The organism is Hufsiella ginkgonis, from assembly GCF_009834915.1.
Taxonomy (GTDB): Bacteria; Bacteroidota; Bacteroidia; order Sphingobacteriales; family Sphingobacteriaceae; genus Hufsiella; species Hufsiella ginkgonis.
Genome location: NZ_WVHS01000004.1, coordinates 210,245 through 224,202, shown reverse-complemented (window position 1 = coordinate 224,202; position 13,958 = coordinate 210,245). Strand labels below are relative to the sequence as shown.

At 51.7% G+C, this 13,958-nt stretch carries 9 protein-coding genes; 4 read left to right on the top strand and 5 right to left on the bottom strand.

Annotated features, from left to right (window positions below; all coding sequences use genetic code 11):
- Positions 1-31 precede the first annotated feature (31 nt).
- Positions 32-3,793 carry a DUF3858 domain-containing protein gene (locus GS398_RS17290; RefSeq protein WP_160908069.1) on the top strand — a complete coding sequence of 1,254 codons (3,762 nt, stop codon included), beginning with the start codon at positions 32-34 and terminating at the stop codon, positions 3,791-3,793.
- A gap of 222 nt (positions 3,794-4,015) precedes the next feature.
- Here GS398_RS17290 and GS398_RS17285 read toward each other — a convergent pair whose 3' ends face one another.
- Positions 4,016-5,416 (bottom strand): M16 family metallopeptidase, encoded by a 1,401-nt coding sequence (locus GS398_RS17285; protein WP_160908068.1) that lies wholly within the window; start codon positions 5,414-5,416, stop codon positions 4,016-4,018.
- Between the two features lies 1 nt (position 5,417).
- On the bottom strand, positions 5,418-6,731 hold the full coding sequence (locus tag GS398_RS17280) for a M16 family metallopeptidase (RefSeq protein ID WP_160908067.1): 1,314 nt from the start codon (positions 6,729-6,731) through the stop codon (positions 5,418-5,420).
- A 135-nt stretch (positions 6,732-6,866) separates the two neighbouring features.
- On the opposite strand from GS398_RS17280, the gene GS398_RS17275 reads away from it, so the two are divergent.
- Genes GS398_RS17275 through GS398_RS17265 form a run of 3 tightly spaced genes read left to right on the top strand, consistent with a single transcriptional unit; the run spans position 6,867 to position 9,797 of the window.
- The gene (locus GS398_RS17275; RefSeq protein WP_160908066.1) at positions 6,867-8,066 is read left to right on the top strand and encodes a GAF domain-containing sensor histidine kinase; all 1,200 of its coding nucleotides are present in this window, start codon (positions 6,867-6,869) and stop codon (positions 8,064-8,066) included.
- A gap of 21 nt (positions 8,067-8,087) precedes the next feature.
- On the top strand, positions 8,088-9,044 hold the full coding sequence (locus GS398_RS17270; RefSeq protein ID WP_237488236.1) for a DUF4886 domain-containing protein: 957 nt from the start codon (positions 8,088-8,090) through the stop codon (positions 9,042-9,044).
- Positions 9,045-9,050: 6 nt separating this feature from the next.
- Positions 9,051-9,797 carry a DUF2334 domain-containing protein gene (locus tag GS398_RS17265; protein WP_160908065.1) on the top strand — a complete coding sequence of 249 codons (747 nt, stop codon included), beginning with the start codon at positions 9,051-9,053 and terminating at the stop codon, positions 9,795-9,797.
- 475 nt (positions 9,798-10,272) lie between these two features.
- On the opposite strand, the gene GS398_RS17260 is transcribed toward GS398_RS17265, so the two are convergent.
- The 3 genes from GS398_RS17260 to GS398_RS17250 all read right to left on the bottom strand — a co-directional run bounded on the left by GS398_RS17260 (position 10,273) and on the right by GS398_RS17250 (position 13,905).
- Complete coding sequence (locus GS398_RS17260; protein ID WP_160908064.1) at positions 10,273-11,550, bottom strand: serine hydrolase domain-containing protein; 1,278 nt, start codon at positions 11,548-11,550, stop codon at positions 10,273-10,275.
- A gap of 39 nt (positions 11,551-11,589) precedes the next feature.
- Positions 11,590-12,675, bottom strand: a complete 1,086-nt coding sequence (locus GS398_RS17255) for a glycoside hydrolase family 88/105 protein (RefSeq protein ID WP_160908063.1) — start codon at positions 12,673-12,675, stop codon at positions 11,590-11,592.
- Positions 12,676-13,005: 330 nt separating this feature from the next.
- The gene (locus GS398_RS17250) at positions 13,006-13,905 is read right to left on the bottom strand and encodes a PorP/SprF family type IX secretion system membrane protein (RefSeq protein WP_160908062.1); all 900 of its coding nucleotides are present in this window, start codon (positions 13,903-13,905) and stop codon (positions 13,006-13,008) included.
- Positions 13,906-13,958 lie beyond the last annotated feature (53 nt).

Here is a 13,958-nt window from a genome sequence, read left to right as displayed (position 1 = left end):
TAGAGTTACTTAATAACCTTATCAGATTTTTATGCAGTTTACTACCAGGGGCCTGCCGCGGAAAGGCCTTTTATTTTTTGTGATCTTCCTGGCGAGGCTTGTTTCCGCCGAAGCGCAAAATACCCTTAAGCCCGCCTGGGACGCCTTTTTAAACAATGACCGTGCGGGTGCGAAAGTAAAATTCACCCAGGCGCTAAGCTCTCCTGCCAAAAGCGATGCGTTGCTTGGATTGGCGCTTGTGTGCGAATACGACGCGTCGCAGGGAAATGCGTTCAGCTATTTCAAACAATTTTATGCGCAGCAACCTGCACCAGCACCGTACCTGTATGCCTTATGGAGCACCCCTGTGTTAAACCAGGGGATAAAGAAAACGCCCGACGCACTCGCGTTCTTTAACCAGCTGGCCCAGCGGCAGGACCTCGATGGTTCGCTGGTGGCTATGGCGAACGGCACGATCAGCAAACATTACGAAGAAAGCCTGCAAGGCCAGGAGGCCGTTAAATACACGGCAAAGATGGGCACGATCTCCCAATGGCAGATCACCGGGGAGTTTGAAAATATTTCTTCCAGCGGTTTTGACAAGACTTACGAAACCCTGGCAAAACCGCAGGCGGATGCCGTGTTTACCAGCAAATATGGCGCCCCTGTCAAATGGTTTACTCCGCCATTCGCGCGACGCGATAAATGGTTCGACTATGCGTATTATTTCGACTTTTCAAATTCCGTGCTTTTTGCGCAAACGTTTGTAAACAGCGCGGCCGAACAGGAAGTGCAGCTGCGTGTGGGTGTTTCGGGTTCGGTGAAAACGTGGCTGAACGATCAGCTGGTGATTGCCGAAGCTGAAGAATGCAACAACGACCTGGATACGTACATCCGCAAAGTAAAGCTGCATAAAGGCTATAACCGTATCCTGGTGCAGATCGGCGAAAGTACCGCAGGAAATTCGAACTTTATGGTGCGCATTACCGACGAGAAAGGCGTTCCCGTGAGCGGTTTGAGCGCGGCCGCGTCGTACCAGCCGTACACAAAGGAACATACATATAAGGTAACCACCATCCCCAACTTCGCGGAAGCATTTTTTGAGAAACAGGTGGCGCAATCGCCGGATGATCCCCTCAATTACCTGTTACTGGCAAAAACCTATATGCGCAGTGACAAGGTTTACGAAACCCGTCACATCCTGGAGAAGATCAGGAAAAAGTACCCTAACAGCACCTACCTGAATACGCTGATGATCGAGCTGTTTGCCCGTAACGACGACCGGACCGGGCAGGAGACCACCCGCGAGGACGTTAAGACCAGCGATCCTGAATACCCTTTGTCGCTGAACCTGTTTTACGACAATGCAGTGGAAAAGAAGAATTATACCGATGCCGAGCTGTATGCCGGCAAACTCGAAAAGCTGTTTGGCGGCGATGAGGAGAGCGTGCTTGAGAAAAAGCTGTCGATAGCGGGATTTAACAAAAAGCAGGATGAGCTGATAAAGGTGGCGGAATATGCGTACGGCAAGCACCCGGAAAACAAGACCTTTGTGACTTATAAGTACCTGATAGAAAAAGAGGTAAGAAAGAACAACCAGGAAGCCATCTCGGTGATTAAAAAATACCTGGCGCATAATGAGGACTGGGAGCTGACCTCTACCCTTGCGCAGATCTATTTTGATACGGGGGATGCACCCTCTGGGTTAAAGCTATATAGTGACGCAATTGCGAGGGACCCGGTTTCGGTGGGTCTTTACAGTAAATTGTCGAGGATCTACTACCAGCTTCAGAACTACGCAAAGGCGGAGGAGTACGTTAACAAAGCCATCCAGATAGCGCCGTATATTTCGGGTTACCATTCGCAGCTGGCGGCAATTTACAATGCACAGGATAAAAAGGAAAACGCCATCGCCGAATACCATACCTCGTTATCGCTGAGCCCGAACGATTACAGCGCCATCCGCGAGCTCCGGAAGCTTGAAGGTAAAAAAGACGTGCAGGATTATTTCGGGAAGACAGATGCCCTGCAGCTGGTAAAAGCCGCGCCGCCCGCTTCAGCGTACCCGGAAGATAATGTGCTGATCCTGAACGAAAGCGTGCAAACGGTGATCTATCCCAGCGGCGGCTCGGAGGAAAAACATTCCATGCTTGCCAGGATACTGAACAGTAAAGGCCTGGAGAAATGGAAAGAATATGGTGCTGATGTGAGCGGCTGGCAGTCGTATATCATCGAAACCGCCGAAGTGATCAAATCGAACGGCACCAAGGTGCCCGCGGAAGTGAACGAAACGGAGATGGTATTCACCAACCTCGAGATCGGCGATTGTATTAACGTGGTGTATAAGGTGTACAATTACTCCAAAGGCAAACTGGCGAGCAAGTTCTGGAGTACCTTTTACTTTTCGCATGGCTATCCTTACCTGAATACTTCGTACAGTGTGCTCGTGGCTAAAAATCAGCCGTTCAGCTACCAGTTCTCGCAGAAAGAGATCGTACCGGTTAAGACGTCGGTGGATGAGTTCGACCTGTATACCTGGAAACAGGAAAATCAGCCCGGCCTGCTGTATGAAGACAAAATGCCGCCGATGAAGGATGTGGCCAATGTGCTGCACCTCACCACCATCCCCGCCTGGTCGTACGTCGCTAATTGGTACAACGACCTCGCATCGGCAAAAGCCAAGCCCGCTTACGAGGTAAAAGAGGCGGTTGCAGGTCTCCTGGACGGGAAAAAAGGCCTCACTGACCGGCAGAAAGCCGAAATGATCTACAACTATATCACCCGGAACATTACCTATAGCTCCGTTTCGTTCCGCCAGAGCGGGCTGGTGCCGCAAAACCCGGCCACCGTGCTCAACACCCGGATAGGCGACTGTAAGGATGTGTCGACCCTGTTCGTTTCTATGTGCAAGGAAGCGGGTGTGAGCGCTCAACTGGTGCTGGTGAATACCCGCGATAATGGCATCAGGAGCATGATCTTGCCTTCTATCGACTTTAACCACTGCATTGCCAAATTGGCGCTCGATGGCAAGGATTATTACCTGGAGCTCACCTCCAACTACCTGCCGTTCAGCAGTATCGGCGGCGGTTCGATCAATTCGATCACGCTGGATATCGACAACAAGCCGACCGGCAGCGCCTTAAAATTACTGGCCCCGCTTACCCGGAAACAAAATGTGGTGGAGCGCAAGACTGCGATCAAAGTAGATAACGAGGACCTGCTGGTGAGCGAAACCAACTTTAAAGTGGCTGCGGCGACCACTTATACGCGCGAAAAATACCTGGAACTTAGCCCCAAAGACCGCCTGAAGCAAATGCAGGACGGCATCAGGAGTACGTACCCCTCCGCGGAAGTAAGCAAACTGGAGTTTAAGAACCTCGAAAACACCGATCACCGCGATACGGTGTTTACCAGCATCGATTATAACATCAAGGGAGACGTGAAAAAGATCGGCGGCATTATGATCGTAACGCTGCCATGGTCGAATAAAGCCCTTGCCTCTGATTTTACGGTGACCGCCCCGCGTGCTTTCCCGCTCGATCTTTCGCAGCTTTACTCCAACGATACCGAAAGCGAAGTGATCAGCCTGCAGGTACCCGAGGGCAAGAACGTGATCGAAAACCTCGAACCTGTTACCCTGTCGAACGAGTTTATCGATTATAAGATCAGTTTGAAGCAGGTAGGGAAGGTGATCACATATTCCCGAAACTTTAAGATCAAGAAAGACCTGGTCCCGGCAGACCAGGTGATGGCGTTTAATGATTTTTATAAGAAGATCATTGCGGCAGATAATAAGCAGGTGGCGTTGAGGTAGTTAGTAGTGGTCAGTTTGTCAGTGATCAGTTGTCAGTAGTCAGTGATCAGTAGTCAGTAGTCAGTTGTCAGTAGTCAGTAGTCAGTAGTCAGTAGTCAGTTCTGTCCGGGCGCATAAGCTCGGGATAGGAACTGACAACTGATCACTGAAAACCGGCAACTGACCACTTCCGCGGGATAGGAACTGACAACTGATCACTGACAACTGATCACTGACAACTAATCAGAACCCGTCTGCCTTGATCTGTTTCTCTGTTACCGGCCCCAATTTTTCTGCAATCGCTTTAATATCCGCCGATTTACCCACCATAATAAACTGCAGGTTGTTTGCCGGGTAATACTTAGCAATGATCTCCTTCGCCCTGGCGGTAGTCATGCCATCCACATTTGCCTGGAAATTGTTGATGAACGACTCGTTAAATCCATACCAGAACATCTGGTTCAGCAGCGAGGCCAGCTGCCCGGAGGTTTCGTATCCCGGGGGAAATTGTCCTTTTACATAGTTTTTCGCGGAAGCCAAAGTCTCTTCATCGATGCCCTGCTCGTGGAAGCGTTTAAGCACCTCCAGTGCTTTATTTACAGTTGGCCCGGTGGTTTTGGTGGCGGTGAAGGTAGAGATAGCAAATGTGCCTGCATTTTTTAGCGGCGTAAAACGGCTGCTTGCCCCGTAGGTAAGGCCGGAGTTTACGCGTAATTCGTCGTTTAGCCAGGAAGTGAACCGGCCGCCGAATACGGTATTTACCACCTGGAGTGCCACATAATCCGGGTTATCCCGGCGGATCCCGGCGCCGCCGATCAGGAAGGTAGTTTCGCGTGCATCCTCTTTGTTAACCAGCAATACGCGTGTGGACGTGAGCGGGGCGATGGGCTGCGATGCGAGGTTTTTTTGTACCTGTGTCCCTTTTTTCCAGCCGCTGAGCAGGCGGGTGAGTTTTTCTTTCATCGCCTTCGGGTCAAAATCGCCTACTATAGAGATCGCCGAGCCTTGCGGCTGATAATTCAATTTGTAAAAGCCCGACAGGTCGCTCGCCGTTAGTTTTTCTACGGTTGCGGGACTGCCCGTTACTGGGTTGCCATATACGTGGTCGCCGTAAATGAATTTATCCCAGTAGGAATTGATTACGCTCCTGGGGCTTTCTTTCGCTCTTTCGAGACCGAGTAACACCCTTTTCTTTTCTTTGGCGAATTCCTCAGCGTTGAATGCAGGTTCGGTAAGTACTTCTTTCAGGATAGGCCATACCTTGTCCTGGTCTTTCGAGGCAAACTGGGCGGTTAAGCCTGCGGATTCTTTGGATGCGAACGTGTTCAGGTCTGCGCCGATGAAGTCGAGCGTTTCTTCGATCTGGGCTTTGGTGTAGCTTTTGGTGCCGTATTGCAGGCCTGCGGCAGTGAGCGAGGCAAGTCCCGACTTTTCGCCGTCATAAATCGCCCCTGCCGGAATAATGGCCGAAACATTGATCACGGGTACCTCGTGCTGTGCCATCAGGTACACGGTAAGGCCATTGGGCAGCACGAACTTTTCGTAAGCCGGCACTTTAAAAGCGGCAGGTTTTACTACCTGTGCCGAGGTTGCTCCGCCGGTAAGGACGAACAGCGTAAGTAATATATTATAGATCTTCTTCATGTTACTCTTCAACGTTAGCTTTTAAAATACCTACTGTCCGGTTCGATTTCTTTAAATATTGGTTGGCCACGCGCTGCACATCGGCGAGGGTCACCTTTTCGTATTCCGAGGGTGCGTCGAACATTTTCCTGTAGTCGCCAAAGAACAGCTCGTAAGTGCCGATGTTATTGGATTTCCCATTGATAGTGGCGATCTGGCTGTAAAATTCCATCAGTTTCTGGTTTTTGATTTTTTGCAGCTCCTGCGCGGTGATGCCATCCTTTTTCACTTTTTCTATTTCTTCGTAGATGGCGTTTTCCAGGTCGGCTTCCTTCACACCTTTGGCGCAGATCCCGTAAAAGGCAAAAAGGCCTGGATCGAACGAAGGAGAAAAGTCGGACGAGATAGAAGTGGCAAGCTGTTTTTTATCTACCAGCGCACTGTAAAGCCTGGACGAGTTGCCGCTTGACAGTACATAGTTTAAGATATCGAGCGCGTAATAATCCTTATCCCGGCTGTTGGGAGTATGGTAAGCCGCCATAATATAAGGGGTATTTACCTGTTTTTGTACCATCACGCGCCGTTCTCCCATTTGCGGAGGCTCAACCAGGTGCACGGGGCGGGGCGGTGTTACGGCTGGGATGGGCTCCAGGTATTTTTCAGCCAGGCGCTTCACGTCGTCCAGCCTGATGTTGCCGCTCATTACCACCACGCAGTTATTGGGTGCATAATAGGTATGAAAATAGTTCTCCAGATCCTCCTTGGTCCAGTTGTCGATATCATCCTGGTAACCGATCACCGGCCAGTGGTAGGGATGCACTACAAAGGCTGCAGCCGACACGTGTTCGCTCAGCAATTCCCACTGGCTGTTCTCGAGGCCGGTGCTTTTTTCTGAGGCTACCACGCCGCGTTCGCTGGCCACCATTTTCGGGTCGATGCTCAGGCTGGCTATGCGGTCGGCCTCCAGCTCAAAGATCGTTTCCATGGAGCTGGCCGGGAACCAATCGGTATACACGGTCACGTTTTCGGTGGTGTACGCGTTGTTAGAGCCGCCATTGAACTCCATGGTGCGATCGAACATTTTCGGGCCGTATTTTTTTGCGCCGTTGAACATCATATGCTCAAAGAAGTGCGATAAACCTGTAATGCCCGGATGCTCATTCCTCGACCCCACTTTGTAAAAAAGATACATATTGGCATTAGGGATCGATGAATCTTCGAGCACCAGGAACTTCATGCCATTTTTTAGCGTGAAGGATTTTACATCGTCGGCCTTAGTCTGCGCAAAAGAAACCAGGCTGCAGCAAACGATGAATAACGTAAGGGTTTTCTTCATTGATAATGGTTAAAGATTTTTCCCGAAAATATAAGCAAAATAAACATATATTACCGCATAACCTGCCTGTTTGCAACTACCCGGACGAGCCGCAGCCATTTCCCTTTTCAAACTAAATTTTATAGCTTGCAGGAGATGAATAAGACGGAAAGGACTGTGCACGATTTCCAGGCTGATATAGATGCGATTGAGAATATCCCTGTTGTAAATACCATTTTAGAAGTGATTTGCCGTACTACAGGGATGGGATTCGCGGCCATTGCGAGGGTAACAGAGGACCGGTGGGTGGCATGCGCGGTGCGCGACGAGATTGCCTTCGGGCTGGTGCCCGGCGGGGAGTTAAAGGTAGAAACCACCATTTGCCACGAGATCAGGCAGCATGAACGGCCGGTAGTGATCGACCAGGTGTCCTTGGATCCTGAATACGCCGATCACCACACAGTGGCTATGTACGGTTTCCAGAGTTATATCTCGGTGCCGATCATGTTAAAGAATGGAAGCTTTTTTGGCACGCTTTGCGCGATCGATCCGCGCCCGGCGAGCCTGAACAACTCCCGGGTACTCGGGATGTTTAACCTGTACGCCGACCTGATCGCGTTCCACCTGCAAGGGATCGAACGCCTGTTAATTACCCAGGTAAAGCTTTCCGAAGAGCTGAAGAGCGCCGAGTTGCGCGAGCAGTTTATAGCCATTCTTGGCCATGATCTGCGCAACCCGGTAGGAGCGGTGGGAAACGCAGCCCAACTGCTGCTGCGGATGCCGCTTGACGAACGGGCGCAGCGGCTGGTACATATCATCCAGGATTCTTCGTACCGCATGCGCGGGATGATAGAGAATGTGCTCGATTTTGCCCGCGGACGACTTGGCGGAGGGATCGCCCTGGACATTAGCGCACAGGACCTGGATAAGATCCTCAACGAAGTGATCATGGAGATGGCCGTGATCTGGCCTGACCGGGAAGTGCGGTCTGAGTTAAATTTCGATCGGCCGGTAAATTGTGACGGCGGCCGTATCGCCCAGCTTTTTGCTAACCTGCTGGGTAACGCGCTTTCGCACGGAAGTACGGAAGGACCTGTAGTTGTGCGCACCAGGGTGGATGGCGGCGACCTCGTTTTGTCGGTGATCAATAGCGGGGATAAAATCCCGGAACATGCCCTGGCGCGTCTTTTTCACCCGTTTTCGCGGGGAACGCATAAACCGGGTCAGCAAGGCCTGGGGTTGGGGCTGTTCATCGCGTCTGAAATCGCCAGCGCCCATCGGGGATCGCTGGAAGTGCGGTCTACCGAAGAAGAAACCTGTTTTACCTTGCGGATGAACGCGGGCGGAGATTTATAAACCCTTTAACCATTGAAATTTATGATGATCACGAGACGTTCCTTTATCCGAAAGATCGCTGTTTCCCTGGTTGTTTTTTCGGCCGTCTTCACCGGCGGCCGGATCTTTGCCCAGGAAAAACATTCGCCGTTACGGTTATTCCTGATCGGCAACAGTTTTTCGCAAAATGCCACACGTTACCTGCCGCAGCTGAGCAAAGAAGGCGGACACGAGCTGGTTATCGGCCGCGCCGAACTGGGCGGCTGTCCGCTGCAACGCCATTGGACATCGGTAGTGGCCAATGAAGCCGATCCGAAAGATCCCGCAGGCCGTCCCTATAACGGGAAGTCACTGCGGGAATTGCTATCCGACGGGAAGTGGGACGTGGTGACCATCCAGCAGTACTCGTTTCTTTCGAGCGACATAGCTTCTTACAGTCCATATGCACAGAACCTGTATAACTTTATCAGGAAGCTGCAACCGGGCGCGGAAGTAGTTTTTCACCAGACGTGGGCCTACCGGTCGGATGCGAAGGTATTCGGACGGGTATCGCGTACAGCTACAGACAGCGTGACCGCTAAAAGCCAGCGGGAGATGTTCACCTTATCGCGGGCAGCTTACCATGCCATGGCGAAACAGTTGGGTATCAGGATTATCCCTTCGGGCGATGCGTTTCAGCGGGTAAACGACGACCGGAAATGGGGGTACCGGCCCGATAAGCAATTTGTCGCCGAAAAGGCCGCTTATCCTTCGCTGCCCGCCCAGTCGCACTCAATGAATGTGGGATATTCCTGGGATAAGAACCAAAAACTGGCCTTTGATCCCAACCATGCCAGCGATGCCGGATGTTACCTGGCCGGAATGGTTTGGTATGCCTTTTTGTATAACGAGGACCCGGGCAAACTTGCCTTTAAACCGGAACACTTAAGCGATGAATTTGCCGGCTTTTTAAAAGAGACCGCGAAACGGGTAGCCGGGAAACAGGGAGCAGCCAAATAACGGGTTATGAAGCGTAAATGGCTGGCGATAATTTACCTCCTGGCGGCGAAGCAGGTAAACGGGCAAACAAAGATCGTGCTTAAGCTCGACGATATAGGCGCTGCCGCCAACACCACCAAAGCTGCTGCGGTAATGGATTACCTCGTAGAAAGACAGGTGAAATTTACGTTGGGCGTAATTGCCGATCGATTGGATTCTACCGCGTTGAACGTGTTGGGTAAATACATCGGGGCCACTAACGCGAAAGGCGAACCGCTGCTGGAAATCTGGCACCATGGATTGGATCATACCAATACCAACCCGCCCGGGAAGAGCCAGGAGTTTCGCGGAACCTCGTATGATTTCCAAAAACGGCATTTTGACGGGGCAGACCAGCGGGTCCTTAAATACCTCGGTGTGCAGATGCATGCCTTCGGCTCGCCGTACAATGCCATCGACAGCACCACTTTGAAGGTGGTTTCTGAGAACCCGGCGTATAACGTGGTAATGTTCGCAGGCGGGAAATTTCCTGCTCCCGGTAAGCTGACCCGGCTAAATAACCGGGTGGATATGGAAAATGGCACCGGGAATACCAATTATGCTTTCTTCGTGTCGAATTATGCGAAAAGCAGTTACAAAGGTTCGAACATGATCCTGCAGGGACACCCGCCGATGTGGACGCCTGAACAGTTCGGGGAGTTTAAAAAGATCCTCGATTTTTTAATCAGCGAAAAGTGTGTATTTGTGCTGCCCGGCGAGCTGGTACAAAAGTAGCCGTCGTGTAACGTATCACCCAACGGATCGGCGACAGTCGTGTTACTCCACCGTTGACGTATGTATTCGTTGCCAGCCTTCTTAAGCACGGTGGTTTTGCCAAGCCATATGAATTGACCCGTGGTACCCTGCGGCAACCAGATCCCGGCGGCGACATCCGTTTCCCCAGTGCGTGTGAGTGAGACGGAGATCTCCCCCGCCGCATGCGGCGGGTCCGTTGCATACGGCTTTCCCGTTTACGAAGAGGCGATAGCGGTTGTCTGCAGAGATATTGACCATGAACCGGGCAGGCTTCGCGTCCAGCGTAAAGTTTTTCCGGAAATGATAAACAACCCCGTACTCCCGCTGCGCGATACCGTTCCCCGTGATCCAGTGTGCGGGCCACGCTCGTTTCAGGAGGTCGGGGTGTAAGGTTTTGTTTTGCGCCCGGAGGGAGCAAGAGGCCGTGAACAAGCTGCCAGGAGGAGGGATCTTCTCATAGCGGGTTGTGGTTATCAAGCCACTCATTCACGCGTTTTTCGAAGCCGCCGTATAATGCCTGGGAATGGGAAGCAGGGTAAGCCTGCGTCATCAGCACGGCGATGGAACGGCGGTCCGGATCGATCCAGAAAGTAGTATTAAAGGCGCCCCCCCAGGCCAATTTGCCGGCACGGGCGCCGTTGGGCGCTTTATTTCCCTGCTCGATCTCGAACCCGAAACCGAATTTATTACCGCGACCAAGATTGAGCGTTCCTAGCTGGTTGCTGCACATCATGGAAACGGTTTCCTGCTTGAGAATGCGTACGCCGTTGTGTTCGCCGCCTCCCAGGATCATCTGGAGAAAACGGGCATAATCATGCGTGGTGGAGCTTAACCCCGAGCCGCCGGAAAAATAGGTGCGCGCGCCCCTCACCGGGTATAGCGTATTGTAGTTTCCGTTCATCTCGGGAATGCGCGTAAGGGGTTGATTTTTCGCGTCGCTGTACATGGTAACCAAGCGGTCTTTTTTCCCGTCCGGAAGGAAAAACCGGGTATCATCCATTTTCAGGGGCTTGAGAATGTTGTTGGTTACAAACCGGTCGAGCGGTTCGCCGGAAGCTACTTCGATTACGTAACCCAATACATCGATACTTAAGCCATAGAAAAATTTCGACCCGGGCTGTACGCCCAGCGGAAGCGTTCCCAGTTTTTTCATCTTTTCACCGATGGTGACGTTGCCTGTGATTGCCAGGTCGGGTATGCCATTTTCCTGGTAAATCACGTTTAACTTTTCGTCCTGGAAGCCGTAACCGATCCCGGAAGTGTGGGTCAGCAGTTGCCTGACGGTGATTTCGGATCTGGCAGGTTCCGTGGTGTACGAGCCATCTTCTTTGTTGAAGGTTTTTAATACCGTGGGGTGCCTAAACTCCGGGATATATTTAGCTACCTCATCGTCAAGATTTAGCTTGCCCCGTTCTACGAGGATGAGGGCGGCGGTAGAAACGATCGGCTTGGTCATGGACGCAATGCGGAAAATGTCGCTTGTTTTCATGCGGATGCCGGCTTCCCGGTCGCGAAAGCCGAATGCCTTGTCATACACGATCTTCCCGTTCTGCAGGATGATGGCGGTACTGCCGGCCACCCAGTTCCTGGTAACCGCGTCTACCAGGAAACTGTCGAGCGCGGTCTGTTTCCCGGTAGCTGCCCGGTTTTTTCCGCCAGCCTGTGCGTTCGCAGGAGTCGTTGCAGAACTTACTGCTAAAAATAGGAAAAGGGCGATCTTTAAAATTCTCATAGGAGGTGATGTGAATGGTCTTGCTGCTGCCTGTACGGATCATTTTTTCAACTTCATCATTTCCGTTCCTGCCATCAGGAAGGCGCCTGAACCATATTCCTGGTTGTCGGTTTGCTTAACGGTTTCGGGCTTCGCACCGATCTGCTGTACCCAGGTAAGCTTCCCGGAAGGTTCTACGATTTCGGTTAACGCTTTCCAGCCTTTTTTCACCGCAGGTTTGTAGGTGGCGGCGTCCAGCAGTTTATGGTTGATGCCCCAGGCCAGCGAAAAAACGAAGAACGAGGTGCCGCTTGCTTCTTTATTGGTTACCTCCTGTGCATCCAGCAGGCTTGGGCGCCAGAAACCATCCGGCTGCTGCAGTGTGACAAGCTTTGCAGCCATCTTTTTATAAAGCTCCACGTATTTGGAATAGTTGGGGTCTTTTTTGGGCAGGTATTCGAGCACCTGTACCAGGCCACCCATTACCCAGCCGTTGCCCCGCGACCAGAAGATTTTCTTGCCGTTGGCCGTTTTGCGGTCGAAATAACTTTTATCGCGGTAAAACAGGTTCTCTTCCCTGTCGAAGAGAAAGTCGGTGGTGTCCCACCACATTTCACTCATGAAATTGCTGTATCGCGTATCGCCGGTGATCTTCGCCAGGTGCGCCAGCACGGGAGGCGACATAAACAATGCATCGCACCACCACCATTCGTCGCGGCCTTTTTTGGGTGTGGCGATCAGTGAGTCGTATACCGCGCGTGTATGTGCGATCATCGCCTTGTCTTTTTTGTACTCGTAAATTTCCAGGAACGTTTGTCCGCGTGTATGATCATCCGCATGGCGAAGACGTTTTGCGAGTTGATAATTAAGGCTTTCCGACCATTTTACGGCCGCGCCCAGGTAAGCAGGCTCTTTGGTGTATTTATAGGCCCGCATTATGCCGGCGTAGAATACGGCGCGTGCCCAATCGTCGCCATTGTTGGCATTTTTTACGACCGGATTGCTGAGCTGCCAATTAAACACCTTTTGCATAATAGCGGTAACGTGTTTCTTGTTGAAAACGGTATCCGCTCCATCGCCCCTGGCCATGACCGATCCGCTAATGACTAAAAGACACAATACTCCGGCAATACTTTTTTTTGACATATCTGGTTAAAATTGACTTGGTTGTTTCACGATATAAATTGCGCTTTATACCACTGTTAAATATAATTCAAAATTCTGAACCGCGGACCGCCCAGGGCGCCGGCTGCTATTGTCAGTGAGCGTTTTGGCTTGCCAGGATCATTGCCTGTGAACTTCATGATATTAAAGCGGGGTATCGGATCATTCGGAAAGTGGTTATCAGTCACTAAATTAAGCTTTTAAAAGAGAAAGCTGCAAGCGGTATGGTACCCTGGTCGCAGTGTGAAAAAAAAGCCCCGCTTGGTTTCCAAACAGGGCTTTTTTGCAGTGTATAAGATCTTGTATCTTCTCTTAGAATCCGGCCAGCCTTACGCCGATCTCGAACGTGCCGTTGGCATATGTTCTCAGGGCGGCGGTTTCGGTGGTATATATCCCCAGGAAGGAGAGCTTGGAGTATGTTACGCCCATGCCGAAGGTAGCGCTGTGTGAGCTGTGGTACATGCCCAGGATATTCATCCGCTTATTGGCGAAGTTGAGGTTCGCCCCGGCATCCAGGATATTATCGAAGCCGTTTACGCCGCGGAAGCAAACTTTAGGCTCGGCCAGCAGCCCGTCAAGTACAGACGGGAAGCTGATCTTGTAACTGGCGGCGGCCATGAAGGTAGCACGGTCAACACCGAGCTCGTTGTTATCCTTTTTTAACAGGTTCTTCAGGTTCGGTGCCGCGGCCTGCAGGGAGAGTTTGGAACCGGTAAAGGCTATGCCGAAGTCGCCGTCCACATACTTGTCGCGCTGGTTATAGCGGCCGATGGACTGGTCGCCCTGGTCGCCTCTTACGCCGCTGTTCTCGATGCGGTCGTCCATATAACCCAGCGATACGCCGAAGCTGAGCCGGTTGCTTTCGCTCAGCGGCACATGATAGGCGAATGTGCCCATCATGCGGGTACGTACCTGCAGGCCGGCCTTGTCGTTGTTCAGGCTAAGGCCGAAGCCGGCGTTTTTGCCTGCCGCGCCATATTCAGCGGTGAGTGATTGCGTTTTGGGGGTTCCGGGGATCGAGCTCCATTGCTGGCGATAACCGCCGTTCACGGTGAATCCGCTTACGGTGCCGGCCATGGCCGGGTTCAGTTGGTACTGGTTCTGGAAATAGGCCGATCCGAAAGGATTCAGCTGTGCGAAGGCTTGCTGCCCGCTCAATGCCGCCGCCGCGGTGAGTAACATGATTGCGCTTGTTCTGACTATCTTTTTCATCTTCCGATTGCTAATTGATCTTGATACGTTGTTGCTTACAGGTTGCTGTCCGT